4 protein-coding genes are annotated in these 23,384 nt (G+C 61.3%); all 4 read left to right on the forward strand.

Annotated features, from left to right (window positions below):
* The first annotated feature begins 491 nt into the window (after window positions 1–491).
* The gene (locus OTG14_RS06905) at window positions 492–1,829 is read left to right on the forward strand and encodes a TolC family outer membrane protein (RefSeq protein WP_090417047.1); all 1,338 of its coding nucleotides are present in this window, start codon (window positions 492–494) and stop codon (window positions 1,827–1,829) included.
* Between the two features lie 121 nt (window positions 1,830–1,950).
* Complete coding sequence (locus OTG14_RS06910) at window positions 1,951–19,956, forward strand: Ig-like domain-containing protein (RefSeq protein WP_267214791.1); 18,006 nt, start codon at window positions 1,951–1,953, stop codon at window positions 19,954–19,956.
* Window positions 19,957–20,028: 72 nt separating this feature from the next.
* The gene (locus tag OTG14_RS06915; protein ID WP_248164459.1) at window positions 20,029–22,209 is read left to right on the forward strand and encodes a type I secretion system permease/ATPase; all 2,181 of its coding nucleotides are present in this window, start codon (window positions 20,029–20,031) and stop codon (window positions 22,207–22,209) included.
* Window positions 22,206–23,381 (forward strand): HlyD family type I secretion periplasmic adaptor subunit, encoded by a 1,176-nt coding sequence (locus OTG14_RS06920; RefSeq protein WP_024908389.1) that lies wholly within the window; start codon window positions 22,206–22,208, stop codon window positions 23,379–23,381. Before OTG14_RS06915 ends, OTG14_RS06920 begins: the two co-directional genes overlap by 4 nt.
* Window positions 23,382–23,384 lie beyond the last annotated feature (3 nt).

Here is a 23,384-nt window from a genome sequence, read left to right on the forward strand (position 1 = left end):
ATTAAAATAATGCAGTTTTTAATTGCTTTAATTAGTTTTTTAAAAGCTTTTAATTTTAAATATACCCCTTTGGTTACTTAAATTGACATTTCTTTGAAAATCTTTGTGTCTGACCCGCTATGAAATTAACGCAAAAATGTGCACAGAAAGAATTAAGAATTTTCCTTAGATAACAGGAGGTTTATATGTTTCATCTGAAAGGAGACTTTTAGAGTTTTGTCCAGAAACCCCATGTTTTTTCTTACTTGTAACACCACATTAACATTGTGGGTGTAGTGGGCTATACCACATTTTGTTATGCTGCTAACCAGTTTAAGAAATAAGTAAATTCTTAATTGAAATAAGACGCAGGCAGATCTCATCTCCAATGGAAATGGGTATGGGGATTATTACCTAAAATTCAGCATGGTAGCTTAATAAGATATTTGTCTAATTATCTGTACCTCTTTTTGGGTATTTGCTTGAGTATCACTCAGAGTCAGGGAGATAACATGACGATATTACGAAAGCCTATGTTACGCCGATTTACAGCAGCACTGGCATTCATTTCATTAGCCATAAATACGGCGTACGCCAATAGTAGTCAGGTGGGAATTGCCCCGGTGGCAACCACAACCTTAAAAGAAAGTATTCTTTTTGCTATCGATCGCGATCCATCAATTAGTCAGCAAGCCGCGCAATTAGGTATTGGCCAGGCACAAATAGATGAAGCGCGCAGCGGCTGGATGCCGCAAATATCGTTGAACGGGAGTACAGGGCACAGCCAGACCACCGATTCCAGCGGGTCGCTGAAGAATTCAGCCGCCTGGGGGCTGAGCCTGACGCAGTTGCTGTACGATTTTGGCAAGACCAACAACAGCATTAGCCAGTCTTCCGCCCAGCGTGATAGCTACCGCTATCAGCTGATGGGCACGCTCTCGGACGTGGCGGAAAAAACGGCGCTGAGCTATGTAGAGGTCAAACGCTATTCCGATCTGCTGCAGGCGGCAAAGGAGAATGTCCTGGCGCTCAAAAACGTTGAGCAGTTGGCAAAGCTGCGCGCCGACGCGGGCGTGAGTTCGACCTCCGATGAGCTCCAGACCCGCACGCGTATTGCCGGCATGCAGGCGACGGTCGCGCAGTATAACGCCGCCTTAAACAGCGCGCGCGCAAGACTTGCGGTATTAACGGGGATGCAGGCAGAAGCCTTTTCGCCAGTGCCTGCGAACCTCGCGGTTGAGCCAGATTCGCTCAACCGTATTGATTATTCGTTGATACCGGCTGTGATGGCCGCGCAGAACATGGAACGTTCGGCTCAGTATGGCGTGGAAACGGCGAAGTCCCAGCACTGGCCGACGTTAAGCCTGAAAGGGGGGCGCACCCGTTATGAATCGGACAACCGTTCATACTGGGACGACCAGATACAGCTCAATATCGATGCTCCGCTGTATCAGGGGGGCGCGGTTTCCGCTCGCGTTCGGCAGGCGGAAGGCGCACGGGCCATGGCCTCCTCTCAGGTCGATCAGGCGCGTTTCGATGTCCTGCAAAAAGCCTCCGTCGCGCAGGCGGACTGGACCGGTGCACGGGGAAGAATGGAGGCCGGGAAACAGCAGCTGGAAAATGCGCTGCGCGCCCGCGATGTTTACAAAAATGAATACACCCTGAGCAAGCGGAGCATTAACGATCTGCTCAGCGTTGAGCAGGATGTCTGGCAGGCCACGTCGGCGAAAATAATCGCTGAGTATGATGGCTGGAGTTCGGCAATTAATTATGCTTCCGCGGTTGATAATTTAATGCCGCTAATTGGAATAGAGAAAAACGCTGCCGCAAAATTACCTGACTTGAGTTAAAAAAAGACGCGCAGTGTTGCGCAAAAATAAGTCTGAAAATAATGGGTGTTTTTTCCCAGGGATAGCTACATCCGTCTGGTGGACATATCCACAGGAATCCGCACACCTGCAAGGAGAAGAAATGAGTAACGTAAAGGTTGTTGATGTCATCATTCGCAAAACGGCGGAGAAAACGAAATTAACCGGCGAAGGAAATCTGTCAGTCTCTATTTCATCGCCGAGCGTGATTGAAATCCAGGGTTCTGCTCAGGATGTGGCGCGTTATGTCCGCCAGGGGAAAGACCTCCTCATTTATATGAAAGATGGCAGCGTTATTCGCTGCAATAACTATTTTGTCGAAGATCCAGAGACGCATAACCAGTCAGAACTGGTATTCAACGACCGTCAGGAACTGACACATATTTCTTTTGCCGATGCCGGGGAAGCGTCAGGCGTTGCGGTGACCGAGTTAACCGCGCAGGCCACACCGATTAGCAGCATTCAACCTTTCCTCGAGCAGGAAAGTGTTTTAAGCGACGCGCCGTGGGGCTGGATTGCGGGAGCTGCGTTAGGCGGCGGTGCCATCGGGGCACTGCTGGCAAACGGCGGTGACGGCGAGACGAAAACAAAAGTCATTGATAATACCAAAGAAGTTGAAAGCGCCACGCCGACCTTCCTGCTGTCGGATAAAGCGGGTGACAAGCAGGGCGTGCTGAGTGCAAACGAGATCACGGACGACAGCAACCCAACCTTTAGCGGTACCGGTCAGCCGGGCGCGACCATTCAGATCAAAGACAGCAGCGGCAGCACCATTGCCAGCACCATGGTCGGTAAAGACGGCACGTGGACGGTAATATTACCGACCCAGACGGACGGGGAGCACACCTGGTCGGTCGTGCAGATCGACGGCAGTAAAACCACCTCTGCGGGCAGTATTACCGTGACGGTCTCTACCGCCGAGGCCGCCATTACGCTTGCCACCACGGCGGGCGATAACGTGCTGAACGCCAGCGAGCAATCTGCGGGCTTTACGCTCTCCGGTGCCAGCAAAAATCTGGCGCAGGGTACCGAACTCATCGTGACGCTGAACGGCAAAACCTACGCGGCTGAAGTTGGGGCAGACGGCGCGTGGAGTGTTAACGTACCTGCGGCAGACGCGCAGGCGCTGGGCGATGGTACCTGGACCGTCAACGTCAGCGGCAAAGACGCGGCGGGTAACACCGTCAGCGGAAGCCAGACGATTGGCGTGGATACCACCGCGCCAACCCTCTCTGTCGATACCCTCGCACAGGACAACATCATTAATGCGGCTGAGCATAATCAGCCGCTGACGCTAACCGGTAAAACGAATGCGGAAGCCGGTCAGATCGTCACGGTCACCCTGAACGGTAAAAATTATAACGCCACGGTGGGCAGCGACGGCACCTGGTCCGTCACGCTGGAGGTGGGCGACGTGCAGGCGCTCAGCGAGGGCAATCACACCCTGACGGTGAACGTTAGCGACAAAGCGGGCAACGGCTCGTCCGTGACGGCAGATTTCACGGTGGATACCGTCGCGCCGGTCGTCACCATCCATACCGTGGCGGGCGACGATATTCTCAATATCAGCGAGCAGGGTCAGGCGCACATCATTTCCGGCCAGGCGAGCGGTGCCGCCGCGGGCGATGTGGTCACCGTAACCCTTGGCGGTCAGACCTTCACCGGCGTGGTGCTGGCGGACGGCAGCTGGAGCGTGGGCGTTCCGGCGTCCGTGCTGGGCGCGCTGGGTGAAGGCAACCATACGATTTCAGTTTCCGTGACCGACGCGGCAGGCAACACCGGCAGCGCCACGCACGGCATTACGCTGAGTGGACATCCGCCAGAATTTACGATTGACGCCATCAGCCAGGATAACGTCCTGAATGCCCAGGAGGCGATGCAGCCGCTGAGCCTGACCGGCACCAGCAACCTGCCGGACGGCACCACCGTCACCGTGACGCTGAACAACGTCAGCTATCAGGCCACCGTCGAAAACGGTATCTGGGCGGTCCAGGTGCCGGTGTCCGACGTCCTGAATCTGGCGAACACGCTTTACACCGTCAGCGTCAGCGGCACCGACAGCGTGGGTAACAGCGGTTCTGCCGAAGCGAATCTGCTGGTGGATACCGTCCTTCCGCAGGTCATCATCAATACGTTTGCGGGCGACAACCTGGTCAATAACGCCGAAGCGGGCGTCGATCAAACCCTCAGCGGTCGCGTTACCGGCGCGGCGGCGGGTGATACCGTCTCCATCACCGCAGGCGGCAAGAGCTACACCGCAACGGTTGGCAGCGATCTGACCTGGAGCGTGAAGATCCCGTCAGCGGATCTTCAGGCGTTCGGCGACGGCGATTTAACCTTCACCGCGTCGGTGACCAACGGGCACGGCAATACCGGCACCGGCGAGCGTGATATCAATATCAACGCGGAGCTGCCGGGTCTGCGCGTGAACACCATTTCCGGCGATGACGTGATCAACGCCATTGAGCAGCAGCAGGATCTGAGCGTCACCGGCTCCAGTACCCATCTGGCCCCGGGCACGCAGATTGTCGTCACCATCAACAACGTTGAGTACGTCACCGCGGTTAACGCCAGCGGCAACTGGCAGATCGGCGTTCCGGCGGCAGACCTGCAGGCCTGGACGGCGGGCGGCATGACGGTGAGCGTCAGCGCGGTAGATGCCTGGGGCAATCCCGTTGCGGCTGAACACCCGATTGAACTCGATCTGAACGCCGTGGCGGTCACCATTGATACCGTCTCCGGCGACGACCTGCTGAATGCGGCAGAAAAAGGCGGTGATTTAACCCTTTCCGGCCAGACGCAGGGCGTGGAAGCGGGGCAGACCGTGGTGGTGAAATTCGCTGACCAGACCTTTACCGCACAGGTGCAGCAGGATGGCTCCTGGAGCCTGACCGTACCCGCCAGCGCCATGGAAACCCTGACCGACGGGCGCGCGCAGGTGAGCGTCAGCGTCACTAACGTCAGCGGCAACAGCGCGGACGCCTCGCGCGTTGTCACGGTGGATACGCAGCCACCGGCGATTACGCTCGATAACCTGACCGCCGACAACATCATTAATGCGGCAGAAGCGCAGCAGGATTTACTGTTAAGCGGCAGCAGCAGTGCGGAACCCGGCCAGACTGTCACCGTGACGCTGAACGGCAAAACGTATCAGACCACGGTCCAGACGGACGGTAGTTGGCAGCTGAGCGTCCCGGCGGCTGACGTCGGCGCCCTGACGGACGGCATCGTTACCGTGACGGCAACCGTGAGCGACGTGGCGGGCAACAGCAGCAGCGCCGATCGCGTGGGTCTGGTGGATGCGACCGTACCGCAGGTGACCATTAATGACTTTGTCACCGACACTAACACCGTTAACCAGCTCGCCCATTCACAGGCGCAGATCCTGAGCGGCTCCGTCACCGGTGCGGCAGCGGGCGACCTTGTGACCATTACCATTAACAGCGTGGATTACACCACCGTGGTGGATGCGGCGGGCAACTGGAGCCTCGGCCTGCCGGCGTCCGTCGTTCAGGGGCTGACGGACGGCACATGGACCATTGACGTCTCCGTGACCGACCGATCCGGCAACACCGGAAGCAGTTCACTGGATGTGGTGGTGAATACCGTGACGCCTGTTATTGGTATCAGCACGCTGGCGGCGGACGACGTAATCAATGCGACCGAGAAGGGCGAAGATCTGCTGCTCTCCGGCACCAGCAACCAGCCGGAAGGCACGCGCGTCACCGTTAACCTGAACGGCATCAACTACACCGCCACCACTGACGCCAGCGGCAACTGGAGCGTGACCGTACCGGCCTCGGCCGTAAGCATCCTGGGAGAAGCTCATTACACCGTGACGGCGAGCGTCACGGATAGCGTAGGCAACAGCGCCTCAACCTCACACGATGTGCTGGTGGACAGCTCGCTGCCGGTGGTGACGATCGGCACGCTGGCGGGCGACAATATCGTTAACGCGGCGGAAGTGGCGGCAGGGCAAACCCTGTCCGGTAAGGTGACGAACGCGGCGGTAGGTGACACTGTCACGATTATCCTCGGCGGTCAGACTTACACGGCTACCGTGCAGGACGATCTCACCTGGAGCCTGCCGTTAAGCGAAAGCCAGTTAACCGCGCTCGGCAATGGCGACCTCACCGTATCCGCCAGCGTGACCAACGCGCACGGTAATACCGGTTCTTCTTCTCTCGACTTCAGCATCGACGCCCAGCTTCCGGGACTGCGTATTGATACGGTCGCAGGTGACGACGTGATTAACGTCATCGAACACGCCCAGAATCTGATTGTCTCCGGCACCAGCACCGATCTGGCGGCGGGCAGCGCCGTCACCGTGACCATTAACGGCAAAGCGTATTCCGCAACGGTGCTGGCCGACGGCACCTGGCAGGCCGCGGTACCGGCGGCGGACGTGTCCCAGTGGGCGGATGGCTCGCTGGATATCAAGGCAAGCGCGCAGGATGCCTCCGGTAACCCGGTGACCATCGGCACCGTCGTGGACGTCGATCTCGCGCCGGTCGCCATCACCATCAGCAGCGTGACCGACGACAACGTGCTTAACGCGGCGGAAAAAGGCCAGGACCTGGTGCTGTCCGGCACCACCGCCAACGTGGAAGCGGGCCAGACCGTCACCATCATCATTGCAGGGAAAACGTACACCACGACGGTGGATGGCAACGGCGACTGGACCTGGACCGTTCCGGCTGCCGATCTGAGTGCCCTGAAGGACGGTGGCGCCAGCGTGCAGGTCAGCGTCACCAACGTGAACGGTAACGCGGCGTCTTCGGTGCAGGCATTCAGCGTCGACACCACCGCGCCGACGGTGACCATCAACACCATCAGCAATGACAATATGCTGAACGCGGCAGAGGCGGCGCAGGATCTGACCCTGAGCGGGACGTCTACTGCCGAAGCGGGCCAGACGGTCACCGTGACCTTCAACGGCAATCAGTACACCGCGCAGGTGCAGGCGGACGGCAGCTGGACGCTCGACGTTCCGGCGGCGGATCTGGCGGGCATCACCGACGGCAGCGCGGCGGTCACGGCGACCGTGTCCGATAAGGCAGGTAACCCGGCCAGCGCAGGTTCCTCGGTGCTGGTCGACACCACCGTGCCGCAGATTTCGTTCAACATCGTTGCGGGCGACGACATCGTGAATATTGCCGAGCACGGCCAGGCGCTGATCGTCTCCGGTAAGGTGACGGGCGCGCAGGCGGGCGACGTGATTACCGTGACCCTGAACGGCAAAGACTACACCGCTATGCTGGACGCGTCCGGCAGCTGGAGCGTGGGCGTTCCTGCGGCGGACGTGGGCGCGCTGGCAAACGGCGAGCAGACGATCTCTGCGACCCTCACCGACAAAGCCGGTAACAGCACCACCGCGACGCACGAGTTTGACGTCTCCCTGACCGCGCCGGTCATTGCCATTAATACCCTGGCGGTTGACGACGTGATCAACGCGACTGAGAAAGGCCAGGATCTGCAGGTGTCCGGCACCAGCAACCAGCCGGACGGAACCACCATTACGGTGACCCTGAACGGCATCAGCTATACGGCCACCGCCGACGCGAGCGGGAACTGGAGCGTGACCGTTCCGGCGGCAAACGTCTCTGCGCTGGGCGAAGCGAGCTACGCCGTGACGGCGAGCGTGACCGACAGCGCGGGGAACAGCGCGAGCACCGGCCACAGCGTGCTGGTCGACAGCGCGCTGCCGCAGGTCACCATCAACCCCGTCGCCACGGACGATGTCATTAACGCGGCGGAAGTGGCTAGCGGGCAGACCCTCAGCGGAAAAGTGAGCGGCGCAGCGAGCGGTGACACTGTCACTGTTTCAGTCGGTGGCAATACCTGGACCGCGACGGTTCAGGACGATCTGAGCTGGTCGGTCAACGTGCCGTCCTCGGTCTTAACCGCCATCGGTAACGGCGATCTGACAGTGTCAGCCAGCGTCACCAACGGCCACGGCAACACCGGCACCGGCGAGCGCGACATCAGCATCGACGCAAACCTGCCGGGCCTGCGCGTCGATACCGTGGCAGGCGATGATGTGATCAATAGCATCGAACACGCTCAGAACCTGATTATCACCGGCTCAAGCGAAGGCCTGGCAGCGGGCGCGGCGCTGACGGTGACCGTCAACGGCAAAACCTACGCGGCAACCGTACTGGTGGACGGCACCTGGACGGCGGCCATTCCGGCGGCAGACGTCAGCGCGCTGAATGCGGGCACGGTTACCGTGACCGTGGAAGGCCAGAGCGCGGCGGGCAACCCGGTTTCCATCAGCCATGACGTGAAGGTCGATCTGGCGGCAGTCGCCATCAGCATTGACCCGATTGCTTCGGACGACGTGATTAACGCGGCGGAGAAAGGCGTGGACCTGGTGCTGTCCGGCTCCACCACCAACGTGGAAGAAAACCAGACCGTTACCATCACCTTCGGCGGCAAGTCGTACACCGCGACGGTGGATGCCAGCGGCAACTGGACGGCGACCGTACCGTCCGCCGATTTGGGCAGCCTGAAGGACGGCGATGCCAGCGTGCAGGTGAGCGTCACCAACGTGAACGGCAACAGCGCGTCGGCAGGCCGCGAGTACAGCGTGGACGCGACCGCGCCGACGGTGTCTATTGAAATTGTCAGCGACAACAACATCATCAATGCGGCCGAAGCGCAGCAGGATCTGGTGATTAACGGCGTGACCAACGCCGAAGCGGGCCAGACCGTCACCGTGACGCTGAACGGCGTGGACTACACCACCACCGTTCAGGCCAACGGCAGCTGGAGCGTGACCGTACCGTCCGCGGATCTGAGCGGTATTACCGACGGGAACTACACCGTCAGCGCCGCCGTATCGGACAAAGCGGGCAACCCGGCCTCCGCGGATCGCGACGTGCTGGTGGATACCACCGTTCCACAGCTGACCATTAACACCGTATCCGACGACGACGTGATCAACAGCGCCGAGCATGCGCAGGCCCTGATTGTCACCGGTTCCGTGACGGGCGCGGCGGCGGGCGACGTGGTCACGGTCACCCTCAACGGCAAATCGTACACCGCCACCCTGGACGCCTCCGGCAACTGGAGCGTGGGCGTGCCTGCGGCGGACGTCACCGCGCTGGCCGCCGGGGATTACACCATTACCGCGGCGCTGACCGATAAAGCGGGCAACAGCAACAGCGCCACGCACGGCGTGGCGGTGAACCTGACCGCGCCGGGGCTGACCATTGACACCGTTTCCGGTGACGATGTGATCAACAACACCGAGAAAACCCAGGATCTGACCCTCTCCGGTACGGCTTCCGGCCTGGCGGCAGGCGCGGTGGTGACCGTGATGCTGAACGGCAAAGCGTACAGCGCGCAGGTGGACGATAACGGAAAATGGACCACCACCGTTCCGGCGAGCGAAGTCGGTCAGTTGGGCGAGGCGCTTTATACCGTCACCGCCTCGGCAACGGACAGCGTCGGCAACAGCACCAGCGCGTCGCACACCGTAAACGTGGAGTCCGTTCTGCCGGGCGTGATCGTCAACACCATTGCGGGCGACGACGTCATTAACGCGGCGGAGCTTGCAGCCGGCCAGACCATCAGCGGTAAGGTGGTGAATGCCGAAGCGGGCAACACCGTGACCGTGACGATTGGCGGTAATATCTACACCGCAACGGTGCAGAGCGATCTCACCTGGTCCGTTAACGTGCCGTCGGACGTGCTGACCGCGCTGGGCAACGGCGATTTGACCGTGTCAGCCAGCGTGACCAACGGCGTCGGCAACAGCGGATCCGCTGAGCGCGAGATCGTGATAGACGCTAACCTGCCGGGCCTGCGCGTGGATACCGTGGCGGGTGACGACGTGATCAACAGCATCGAACACGGGCAGAACCTGATTATCACCGGCACCAGCGAAGGGCTGGCGGCGGGGGCGGCGCTGACCGTGACCGTCAACGGCAAAACCTATCCGGCGACCGTGCTGGCGGACGGCACCTGGCGCGCGGCGATCCCGGCTGCGGACGTGGGTGCGCTGAATGCAGGCACGGTTACCGTGACCGTTGCGGGCCAGAGCAGCGCCGGTAACCCGGTTTCCATCAGCCATGATGTGACGGTGGATCTGGCGACCGTTGCCATCAGCATCGATGCGATTGCTACCGACGACGTGATTAATGCCGCCGAGAAGGGCGCGGATCTGGTGCTCTCCGGGGCGACCTCGAACGTTGAGGAAAACCAGACCGTTACCATCACCTTCGGCGGCAAAAGCTACACCGCGACCGTAGGCGCCGATGGCAAATGGACGGCCACGGTGCCAGCCGCCGACCTGGCGGGTCTGAAAGACGGCGACGCCAGCGTGCAGGTGAGCGTCACCAACGTCAACGGCAACAGCGCCTCGGCAGGCCGCGAGTACAGCGTGGATGCGACCGCACCGTCGGTGACCATCAACACGCTGGCGACGGACGACATTCTGAATGCCACCGAAGCGAAGAGCGATCTGACCGTTTCCGGCACCAGCACCGCCGAAGCGGGCCAGACGGTCACCGTATCGCTGAACGGTAAAGACTACACCACAACCGTCAGCGCAGACGGCAGCTGGACGCTGAACGTTCCAGCGGCGGATCTGGCTGGATTAACCGACGGCAGCGTGACCGTCACCGCATCGGTCAGCGATAAAGCGGGTAACCCGGCGTCCGTGGATCACAACCTGGCGGTAGACATCACCGCGCCTGCGGTGACTATCAATACCGTTGCGGGCGACGACGTCATTAACATTGCAGAACACGGCCAGGCGCAAATCATCAGCGGCACCGCCACTGGCGCAGCAGCGGGCGATAAGGTCACCGTCACCATCGGCGGCCAGACGTACACCACCGTGCTGGACGCGGCGGGCAACTGGAGCGTCGGCGTCCCGGCCAGCGTGATTTCAGGCCTCAGCGACGGCACCGTGACCGTCACGGCGTCGGTCACCGACGCGGCGGGCAACACCGGCACCGGCACGCATAACGTGACCGTCGATACCGGCCTGCCGTCCGTGGCCTTCAATGCCATCAGCGGCGACAACGTGCTGAACGCGGTGGAAAAAGGTCAGGATCTGAGCGTCAGCGGCACCAGCGCCAACCTCGCGGAAGGCACCGTGGTGACCGTGACCCTGAACGGCAAAAACTACACGGCGACGACCGCCGCAGACGGCACCTGGAGCCTGACGGTTCTGGCAGCAGATCTGGCCGGTCTCGGTCAGGCCAACTACACCCTGAACGCAACCGCCACCAACGACGTGGGCAACAGCGTGAGCAACACCGCGAACCTGCTGGTGGACACCGCGCTGCCAACGGTCAACATCAACACCGTGGCGGGCGATAACGTCATTAATGCGGCGGAAGTGGCCGCAGGCCAGACCCTGAGCGGCACCGTGGCGAATGCCGAAGCGGGCAATACCGTGACCGTGACCATTGGTGGCAACAGCTACACCGCAACGGTGCAGAACGACCTGACCTGGTCCGTCAACGTGCCGTCTGACGTGCTGACCGCGCTGGGCAACGGCAGCCTGAGCGTGACGGCGACCGTTACCAACGGCCACGGCAACACCGGCACCGGCGAGCGCGAGATCGCGATCGACGCTAACCTGCCGGGGCTGCGCGTCGATACCGTCGCGGGTGATGACGTGATCAACACCATCGAGCACGCGCAGAACCTGATCGTCAGCGGATCCAGCGACGGGCTGGCACCGGGCACGGCGCTGACCGTCACCATCAACGGCAAAGACTATGCGGCCACTGTACTGGCGGACGGCACCTGGAGCGCGGCGATCCCGGCTGCGGACGTGAGCGCGTGGCCGGAAGGCACCGTCAAAATCAGCGTCACTGGCGACAGCGCTGCGGGCAATCCGATTACAATCAGCCACGATGTGACGGTGGATCTGGCGACCGTTGCCATCAGCATCAATGCGATTGCGACCGACGACGTGATTAACGCGGCGGAGAAAGGCGCGAATCTGGTGCTGTCCGGTGCGACCACCCACGTGGAGGCCGGGCAAACCGTGACCATCAGCCTGAACGGCAAAATCTACACCACCACGGTGGACGACAGCGGCAACTGGACCTGGACCGTACCGTCTGCGGATCTGGCTGGCCTGAAGGACGGCGATGCCAGCGTGCAGGTGAGCGTCACCAACGTGAACGGCAACAGCGCCTCGGCGGGCCGCGAGTACAGCGTGGATGCGACCGCGCCGAGCGTGACCATCAACACTCTGGCGACGGACAACATTCTTAATGCCGCCGAAGCGAAGAGCGAACTGACCGTGTCCGGCAGCAGCTCTGCCGAAGCGGGCCAGACGGTGACCGTGTCGCTGAATGGCAAAGACTACACCACCACCGTCAGCGCGGACGGCAGCTGGACGCTGAACGTTCCGGCAGCCGATGTTGCGGCCCTGACGGACGGCAGTGTGACCGTGACCGCATCGGTAAGCGACAAGGCGGGCAACCCGGCATCGGTTGATCACAACCTGACGGTAGATGCGACCGTTCCTGCGGTGACCATCAATACCGTGGCGGGCGACGATGTCATTAACCTCGCAGAACACAGCCAGGCGCACATCGTCAGCGGCACCGCCACCGGCGCGGCGGCGGGCGATAAGGTGACCGTGACCATCGGCGGCCAGACTTACACCACCGTGCTGGACGCGGCGGGTAACTGGAGCGTGGGCGTCCCGGCCAGCGTGATTTCCGGCCTCAGCGACGGCACCGTAACCGTGACTGCGTCCGTCACCGACGCGGCGGGCAACACCGGCACCGGTACGCATAACGTGACCGTCGATACCGGCCTGCCGTCCGTGGCCTTCAACGCCATCAGCGGTGACAACGTGCTTAATGCGGTGGAGAAAGGTCAGGATCTGAGCGTGAGCGGCACCAGTGCCAACCTGGCGGAAGGCACCGTGGTGACCGTGACCCTGAACGGCAAAAACTACACGGCGACGACCGCGGCAGACGGAAGCTGGAGCCTGACGGTCCCGGCGGCGGATCTGGCGAGCCTGGGCGAAGCCAACTACACCCTGAGCGCGGCCGCGACCAACGGCGTGGGCAACAGCGTGAGTAACACCGCGAATCTGCAGGTGGATACCGTGCTGCCGGGCGTCACCATCAACACCATCGCAGGCGATAACGTTATCAACGCGGCGGAAGTGGCCGCGGGCCAGACCCTCAGCGGCAAGGTAACGAACGCGGAAGCGGGCAATACCGTCACCGTGACCATTGGCGGCAACACCTACACCGCGACGGTGCAGAGCGATCTGACGTGGTCCGTGAACGTGCCGGAGTCCGTCCTGACGGCGCTGGGCAATGGCGATTTGACCGTGTCAGCAACCGTCACCAACGGCCATGGCAACACCGGGACCGGCGAGCGCGAAATCGTTATCGACGCTAACCTGCCGGGCCTGCGCGTTGATACCGCGGCGGGCGACGATGTGATCAACAGCATCGAACATACTCAAAATCTGATCGTCTCCGGCACCAGCGACGGGCTGGCGGCAGGCACAACGCTCACCGTGACCGTCAATGGCAAAACCTATGCGGCCTCCGTGCTGGCAGACGGTTCCTGGCGCGCGGCGATCCCGGCGGCAGACGTCGCGGCCTTCGCAGCAGGTACGGTCACCGTGACCGTTGCAGGCCAGAGCGCGGCGGGTAACCCGGTGACCATCAGCCATGACGTGACTGTCGATCTTGCGGCGGTGGCTATCAGCATCGATGCGATTACCACCGACGACGTGATTAACGCGGCGGAGAAAGGCGCGGATCTGGTGCTCTCCGGCAGCACCTCGAACGTGGAGGAAAACCAGACCGTTACCATTACCTTCGGCGGCAAGACGTATACCGCGAAGGTGGATGCTGACGGCCGCTGGACGGCCACCGTGCCGTCTGCGGATCTCGCGGGCCTGAAGGACGGTGACGCCAGCGTGCAGGTGAGCGTCACCAACGCGCACGGCAACAGCGCCTCGGCGGGCCGCGAGTACAGCGTGGACGCGACTGCGCCAACCGTGAGCATTGATACGGTCGCTGGCGATAACGTGATTAACGCCAGCGAAGCGGCTGCGGGCGTGGCCATTTCCGGCACCACCACGGCGGAAGTCGGGCAGACGGTCACCGTGACCCTGGGCGGTAAGAGCTATACCGCCCAGGTGCAGCAGGGCGGTATCTGGAGCGTGAACGTGCCGGGCAGCGACCTGTCCGCACTGGCGGATAACGGCTACACCGTGCAGGTCAGCGTGAGCGACGCAGCGGGTAACCCGGGCAGCGCGGGCAAAGCGATTACGCTTGATACCACGCCGCCGACCGTCAGCTTTAACGCTGTCGCGGGCGATGACGTCATTAACAGCGTGGAGCACGGCCAGGCGCAGATTGTCAGCGGTACGGCAACCGGCGCGAGCGTCGGCGATAAGCTGGTCATCACCATCGGTTCGAACCAGTACACCACCACCGTTGACGCCAGCGGTAACTGGAGCGTGGGCGTTCCGGCCAGCGTGATTTCCGCGCTGACCGACGGCACCGTGACCCTCAGCGCGACGATTACCGACGGCGCGGGCAACAGCAGCACCCAGACTCACGATGTGGTGGTGAACACCGCCTCCGTGGCGCTGACGGTGAACACCGTTAGCGGTGACGACGTCATCAACGCGGCGGAAGCCGGTTCGTCCCTGGTAATTAACGGCTCCAGCGCCCAGCTCGCCAGCGGGACGCAGGTTACCGTGACGCTGAACGGCAAGAGCTATACGGCCACCATCCAGAGCGACGGCAGCTGGACGACCACCGTTCCGGCCGCAGACGTGGGTGCCCTGGCCGATGGCGCGCGCTATCAGGTGTCCGTGTCGGCGCAGGACAGCGCGGGCAACAGCGCGTCGGCGACGCACGGCATCAGCGTGGATACCACTGCGCCGGTGGTGAGCATTGGGACGCTGTCGGTTGACGACATGCTGAACGCCGCGGAAGCCCAGCTGCCGCTGACCGTGCACGGATCTTCCAGCGCGGAGGCGGGTCAGACCGTTACCGTGACGCTGGGCGGCAAAACCTACACTGCGCTTGTCGGCAGCGACGGCACCTGGACGCTCGACGTTCCGGCAGCCGATCTGGCTGCGCTGAGCCAGGGTGCGCTGACGGTGACCGCCTCGGTCAACGATAAAGCGGGTAATAACGGCCAGACCACGCACACCTTAACGGTAGACACCGTCGCGCCAACCGTAACCATCAGCACCGTGGCCGATGACGATATCGTCAACAACGCCGAGCAGCTGGCGGGCCAGACCATCCGTGGCACGACCACGGCGGAACAGGGCCAGACGGTGACCGTCTCCTTCAACGGGCACAGCTATCAGGCGACCGTCGGGGCGGACGGATCGTGGTCGGTCTTCGTGCCGGGCCGTGATTTCCTCGGCCTGAGCGACGGGGATTACACCATTACGGCTACGGTAAGCGACAGGGCGGGTAACCCGGGCAGCGCGACGCACGACGTGACGCTGAACGGCGATGTCCCAACCATCACCATTAATACCTTTGCGCAGGACGATATCGTCAACGCCGCCGAGCACGGCACGCCGCTGGTCATCAGCGGCACCACCGACGCGCCTGTAGGCCAGACGGTGACCATCACGCTGAACGGTAAAACCTATACGGCGACCGTACAGAATGACGGTACCTGGAGCTACACGGTGGGAAGCGCTGACGTGACCGCGCTGGCAGACGGCGGCTCGTACGTGATTAACGCGCAGGTCAGCAATACCATCGGCAACAGCGCCATCGATAACCATACCGTCACGGTGGATCTCACCGCGCCGTCGATGGGGATCGCTATTGATTCGCTGCAAAACGACACCGGCCTGAGCGCAACGGATTTCATCACCAACGACAGCCAGGTCGTCGTCAACGGCTCGCTGACCGCGCAGCTCGGCAATAACGAGAAGGCGCAGATCAGCCTCGACGGCGGCGTCACCTGGATCGACCTGACCGTGACCGGCACCACCTGGCGCTACGCCGATGGCCGCACCCTGACGGACGGTACGTATCAGTACCAGGTCCGCGTGATTGATAACGCGGGCAACGTGGGGGCTACGGACAGCCAGGACGTGGTGATTGACCTGACGAAGCCTGTGGCAACGACGATTACGGTCGACTCCATCACTCAGGATACCGGCCTGTCCGGCAGCGACTTTATCACCAGCGACAACCAGATCAGCCTGAAAGGGACGCTCGGCGCGGCGCTGGGCAGCGGCGACCACGCGCAGATCAGCCTTGACGGGGGCGTCACCTGGACCGACGTCAGCGTCAGCGGCCTGAGCTGGACGTATGTTGATGGCCGCACGCTGGCCGACGGGGATTACAACTACCAGCTGCGCGTGATTGACGACGCGGGCAATATCAGCGCCACCGCCAGCCAGGTGGTGACCATTGATACGGTTGCGCCGGACGCGAGCAAAACCATCGCCATCGACAGCATCAGTGACGATACCGGTCTGAGCAGCAGCGACTTTATCACCAACGATACGTCCCTGACGCTGCACGGCTCGCTCGGCGCGACGCTGGCCGACGGCGAGTATGCCCAAATCAGCATCGACGGCGGCGTGACCTGGCAGAACGTCATCGTCACCGGCAACAGCTGGTACTACGTCGATGGCCGCACGCTGGGTAACCAGACCTATGACTACTACGTTCGCGTGGTGGATGCGGCGGGCAACGTGGGTGCCAGCGCCCATCAGCAGGTGACCGTCGATACGGTCGCCCCGGATGCGGCGATTACGGTGACCGTGGATAACATCACCGTGGATACCGGATTCGACAATAACGACTTCCTGACCAGTTCGACCTCGTACACGCTGCACGGAACGCTTGGCGCAGCGTTAGGGGCGGGAGAGTACGTGCAGGTGAGCATGGACGGCGGCACGACCTGGGTATACGCCACCGTCAGCGGGACGCAGTGGAGCTATAGCGACACCCGTACCCTGACCGACGGCAGCCATAACTACCAGGTGCGGGTCGTCGACCAGGCGGGGAACGTCGGGGCAACCACCTCGCAGGCGGTGACGGTGGATACGCAGGCGCCGCAGTACGGCGTCACCATCGACAGCATCAGCGAAGATACCGGCCAGTCCGGGAGTGATTTCATCACCATGGACACCACGCTGACCATCAACGGTTCGCTGGGCAGCGCGCTGGCAAGCGACGAGCGCGTACAGATAAGCCTGGACGGCGGGAACACCTGGCTCGATACCACGGTCACCAACCAGCGCTGGAGCTACACCGATACCCGCGATCTGCCTGACGGAGACTACACCTACCAGGTGCGGATTATCGACCAGGCGGGCAACGTCGGCTCCACCGCCTCTCAGGTGGTGACGGTGGACACCACGCCGCCAACCACGGTGGGTACGGTCGTGAGCTATACCGACGGTGAAGGCGAGCGTCAGGGCACCTTTGGCAGCGCGGTGGCAACGGACGATAACTCGCCGCTGATCAACGGGACGCTTAACCGCGCTCCGGACGACGGTGAAATTGTGCAGCTCTATCGTGACGGGGTCCTGCTCGGTCAGGTGACCATGAACGGCAGCGCAAGCTGGTCCTTCCAGGACAACGGCCTGAGCGACGGAAATCACACCTACATTGTGCGCGTCACCGACAGGGCCGGTAACTACACGGAGTCTGACGGCTTTGTGCTGAACGTTGATACCAGCATCCCGACCACCACGGCGGCGATTACCGCGCAGACCACGTCGGACACCACGCCGATTGTCACCGGCACCGTCTCCGCTGACCTGGTGAACGGTGAATACCTAGTGGTGACGGTGAACGGCAAAACCTACACCTCCCAGACCGGCGGCGCGGTGGTGGTCGATCCGGATCACAACACCTGGTATCTGCAGATCCCGGACGGCGATGCGCTGAGCGTGGCGAGCTACAGCGTGACGGCGCAGGTGAAGAGCAGCGCGGGTAACGGCAATACCACCGGTACGGCAACCGGCAGCCTGGTGATTGACACCACTTCGGTGAATACCGACTGGGCGACCACGGCGGGGAACAGCAACAACTCCACCATGACCCTCGGCATGAACAGCAGCGGTCTGTGGAACATCATTGCTAACGGCCAGTCTTATTCCAGCAGCGATAGCTCGACCTATGCCGGGAATACCCTGACCAACACCCGCGGCTATTACGTGGTGAGCCAGACCGCCGCCGACTTTGACCGTAACGGCACGCAGGACATTTTCGCCACGGAGACCACCTACTCAGGATCCACGCAGGTGATGTGGACCTACGATGGCAGCACCTATAACGCCAGCCAGCTGGCGATGGGGACCACCATCTGGTACGGCGGCGTGATTGCGTACGACAAAACCGGGGATGGCTATCTGGATCTGGCGTACGGTGACTCCGGCGCGGACTCCATTACCTATCTGATCAACAACAACGGGGTACTCTCGCCTGACGGCACGTACGGCGGTGCGGGGTTCTGGGGACAGTTCACCACCATGCGTGAAATCTCCGGCGTCGATATTAACAATGACGGCACCGTGGATGTGGTTCAGCACACCAACCGCAGCGGCGCGTACTCGTTAACCGTGATCAACAACAACGGTAACGGCACGCTCTCTATCGGTCAGAACCTGACGAATGTGTTTGTGGCCAACGCCTCGAATACCACCACGGCGGCGTCCATGACGTGGGCGGACTTCAACGGCGATGGCTACATGGATCTGTACCTGGGCAGCAGCTACAACAACAACGGCGGGGTGATCTACTACAACGACGGTACCGGGAAGCTCTCAACCACCAAGAGCGCGGTCGAGGCCTCTAACGCCACGGCGGGGTATCTGTCGGTGGCGGTGGACTGGAACGGTGACGGGCAGATGGACATCGTCAAGCTCAGCACCTATGGCGGCTCGCAGACGGCAACGCTGTTCACCAACAACGGTTACGGCTCGACCTGGACTGCAAGCCAGCTGGCTTCCGGACTGGCGAACGTCACCGGCGTGGCGGCAGTGGACTACAACTGGGACGGTGCGCAGGATCTGCTGGTCTCTCAGCAGAACGGCAAGGTGGTGCTGGTACAAAACAGCAAAACCATTGCTGACGGCACCGCGATGCACCTGCACATTGTCGACAGCGAGGGCATCAACGCCTACTACGGCAATACGGTCAATCTGTACAACGCCGCGGGCGTACTGGTGGCCTCGCAGATCATCAACGCCCAGTCCGGTATCGGTTCGAACGATACCTCTGCGCTGGTGAGCTTCTACGGGCTGGATCCGAATGAAACCTACTCGGCCGAGATCCTGAAGATCACCAACGGCGTGTCGGATAACGTCACCTGGAGCGGCCTGGAGGCGGGCAACGGCAAAGAGGGCTACGTCCTGACGGCCGAAGCGGCCACCGGCGGCCACAGCGGAACCATTACCGGAACCGGGTATAACGACACCTTTATCGCAGAGGATGGCACCTATACCTACAACGGTTCCGGCGGCTGGACTACCCATTCCGACCATGACACCTGGAGCAACACCGGTGGGATGGATGTGGTGGATTACCGCAATGCGACCTCCGGCGTAACCGTTGATTTGCGCCTTTCTACCGCGCAGAACACCGGGTTCGGTACGTCACGACTGCTCAACATTGAAGGAATTAACGGCTCGAACTTCGACGACGTCATTACCGGCAACAGCGGTGATAACCGGTTCGAAGGCCGGGGCGGGAACGACACCTTCAACATCGGCAGCGGCGGTCACGATACGTTGCTCTACAAGCTGATCAACGCCTCGGATGCCACGGGCGGTAACGGTCACGACGTGGTGAACGGCTTTACGGTCGGCACCTGGGAAGGGACCGCGGACACGGATCGTATTGACCTGCGCGATCTGCTCTCCGGCAGCGGCTATACCGGCACGGGTTCGGCGAGCTACGTGAACGGCGTGGCCACGCTGGACAGCAGCGCGGGCAATATCAGCGATTACATCCGCGTGGTGCAGAACGGCAGCAATACCGAGATCCAGGTTGACCTGGACGGTACAGGCGGTCAGTTCTCGCCAACCACTCTGGTGACCCTGAACGGCGTGCAGACGGATCTGGCGACGCTGCTGGCGAACCATCAGCTGTTAATTGCGTAAACCAACGCCGCGGGGAGCGATCCTCGCGGCCTTTTGGCGTTTCTTTACACGAATTGCGTTAACCCGGAGATTATGAAGACACATCCACAGTACGAACCCTGGCTGCAGGGCATGCTTATCATCGCGAAACATTATCGGCTGGATTTCTCAGCGGAGCATGTTCGGGTCACGATTAACCATGAAAGCCAGTCTCCGCGCCAGCTGGTGCTGGAGGAGATGGCACGCCAGCTTGGGCTGGGGATGCGTATGGTGGCGGCGGAAGCGGTATCCCTCGATCCGTGGCGCCTGCCGCTGCTGGCGGAATTCACCGGCGGACAAATCGCGGTGATCAACCGCATGGACAGCGAAGGCAACGTCAGCCTGCAGTTCAGCGGCGACGCGGGGCTGGAGACGACGCTGACGCGTGACGAGCTCGGGGCGCGGCTAAAGGGGCTGATGGTGTTGCGCCCGCTCGAATCCACGCCGGATGCCCGCGTGGACGACTACATCAAACCGTATGAGAAAAACTGGTTCTGGCAGCTGGCGCTGAAGGACTGGCGACGCTACAGCGACATTATGCTGGTGGCGCTGGTCGCCAACGTGCTGGCGCTTTCCGGCATGGTCTTCTCCATGCAGGTATACGACAGAGTGGTCCCGTCGCAGTCGGAAGCCACGCTGTGGGTGCTGTTTGGCGGCGTGATGATTGCCATCGTGTTCGAATTCATCATGCGCATGCTGCGCGTGCATATTTCTGACGTGGTGGGCAAACGCGCCGATCTGCGTATCTCTGAACGCGTGTTTGCCCACGCGCTGCGGATTAAAAACGGCGCGCGATCAAAATCAACCGGATCGTTTATCGCCCAGATCCGCGAGCTGGAGTCGGTGCGGGAGCTCATCACCTCCACCACGATTGCGGCTATCTCCGATCTGCCGTTCTTCCTGCTGTTCGTCTTTATTCTGTGGATGATTGGCGGCCCGCTGGTGCTGGTGGTTCTGCTCGCGGTTCCGCTGCTGCTTATTCCGGGCCTGCTGGTGCAGCGCCCGCTGGGGAAACTCTCCAGCGAAGGGATGCGTGAATCCGCCATCCGTAACGCCACGCTGGTGGAAGCGGTGCAGGGCATTGAAGACATCAAGCTGATGCGCGCCGAGCAGCGTTTCCAGAACCAGTGGAATAACACCAACGACGTCGCCGCCAGCGTCGGCATGAAGCAGCGCTGGCTGACGGGCCTGCTGCTCACCTGGACCCAGGAGGTGCAGTCTATCGTCTATGCGGTGGTACTGCTGGTGGGCTGTTACCTGGTCATCAGCGGTGACATGACCACCGGTGCGCTGGTGGGTACCTCGATTCTGGCGTCACGGACCATTGCGCCGCTGTCGCAGATCTCAGGCGTGCTCTCGCGCTGGCAGTCGGCAAAAGTGGCCCGCAAGGGGCTGGACGATCTGATGCAGCGGCCGATTGACGATCCGCAGCACGGCAAAAAGGTGCACAAGGCCCACCTGCGCGGCGACTACGCGCTTGAGGACGTCGGGTTTTATTACGACGAGGAAGAGAAACTTACCGTACTTAACATCAGCAAGCTGCAGATCCGCGCCGGAGAGCGCGTGGCGGTGCTCGGACGTAATGGCTCCGGTAAAAGCACGCTGTTACAGCTTCTGGCGGGCATGCAGGAGCCGCAGCAGGGCAGCATTCTGCTGGATGATATTGCCCTCAATCACCTCGACCCGGCCGACGTGCGTCGCGACATGCAGCTGCTGAGCCAGCAGGCCCGTCTGTTCTTTGGCTCCGTGCGGGACAACATCCTGATGGGGAACCCGCTGGCGACCGATGACGAAATTCATCAGGCGCTGGTTAACAGCGGCGCGCTGGAGTTTGTGCGCAAACAGAAAATGGGGCTGAACTATATCATCAACGAGGGCGGGGCTGGCCTCTCCGGCGGACAGCGTCAGGCGCTGCTGCTGGCGCGTGCCCTGATCACCTCGCCGACTATCCTGCTGCTGGACGAGCCAACGGCCTGGCTGGACGAAATGAGCGAGAAGCAGTTTATTCAGCATCTTCACACATGGCTGGGTAAACGCCGGACGCTGGTGGTGGCGACGCATCGCCTGCCGATCCTGGACCTGGTCGACCGCATCATCGTGCTGGAAAACGGCAAGGTGGTGATGGACGGCCCGCGCGACGCCATCCTGCACCAGCACGGAATGGCGCCGCAAAAGACAGCGCAGCGCACCGTGACCATGAAGCCGGCGGCGGTTGCCGAGGAGGGCGCGGCATGAATGATTTCTCCCGTTTCAATAGCCGACTGAAGGAGCCACGCCTGCCGCGCTCTACCCTGGTGGCATGGTCCCTGTTCGCCCTGCTGGCGGCGTTTATCGCCTGGGCGAGCCTGTTCCATCTTGATGAGGTGACGACCGGCAGCGGCAAGGTGATACCGTCTTCGCATGAGCAGGTCATCCAGTCCCTGGAAGGCGGCATTATCCACAGCCTGATGGTGCGCGAAGGCGACATTGTGGAACGCGGCCAGCAGCTTGCGCAGCTAGACCGGACAAAAACCGAGTCGAGCGTGCTGGAGAGTGAGTCTCGTCTGAATGCGGCGATGGCCACGGCTGCGCGCCTGAAGGCCGAGGTGAACGACACGGAACTGGCGTTTCCGGGTGAGCTGGATGACGACGTTGAACTGGTCAAGCAGGAAACGGCACTCTACCAGTCCCGTCGTGAAAGCCTCGAAAAAGGGCTGGCCGGGTTGCGTCAGGGTGCCGAGCTGGTGCAGCGCGAGCTGTCGTTAACCCGGCCGCTGGTGACCCAGGGGGCGGCCAGCAAGGTTGAGGTGTTGCGTCTTGAGCGTCAAAAGAATGAGCTTGAGAATAAAATCACCGAGATGAAAAACCAGTATTACGTTCGCGCCCGTGAAGAGCTGGCGAAAGCCAACGCGGAGATTGAAGCCCAGCGTTCGGTGATGAAAGGGCGTGAGGACTCCCTGACCCGGCTGACCTTCAATGCGCCGGTTCGTGGGATCGTGAAGGACATTGACGTCACGACCGTGGGAGGCGTTATCCCGCCGAACGGCAAGCTGATGAGCCTGGTCCCGCTTGACGATCAGATGGTGGTCGAAGCGAAAATATCGCCGCGCGATGTGGCGTTTATCCATCCCGGTCAGAAGGCGCTGGTGAAAGTGACGGCCTATGACTACTCCATTTACGGTGGGCTGGAAGGGGAAGTGACCATGATTTCCCCGGACACCCTGCAGGATGAGGTGAAAAGAGATGTCTACTATTATCGCGTCTATATTCGTACCGACAGTAACCATCTGACCAATAAGCAAGGGCAGGAATTTCCGGTCTTTCCGGGCATGATTGCTACCGTTGATATTAAAACCGGCAGCAAAACCATTCTGGATTATCTGTTGAAACCGCTGAACAAGGCAAAAGAGGCGCTGCGGGAACGATAGGTG

The sequence above is a fragment of the Enterobacter pseudoroggenkampii genome (assembly GCF_026420145.1).
GTDB lineage: Bacteria > Pseudomonadota > Gammaproteobacteria > Enterobacterales > Enterobacteriaceae > Enterobacter > Enterobacter pseudoroggenkampii.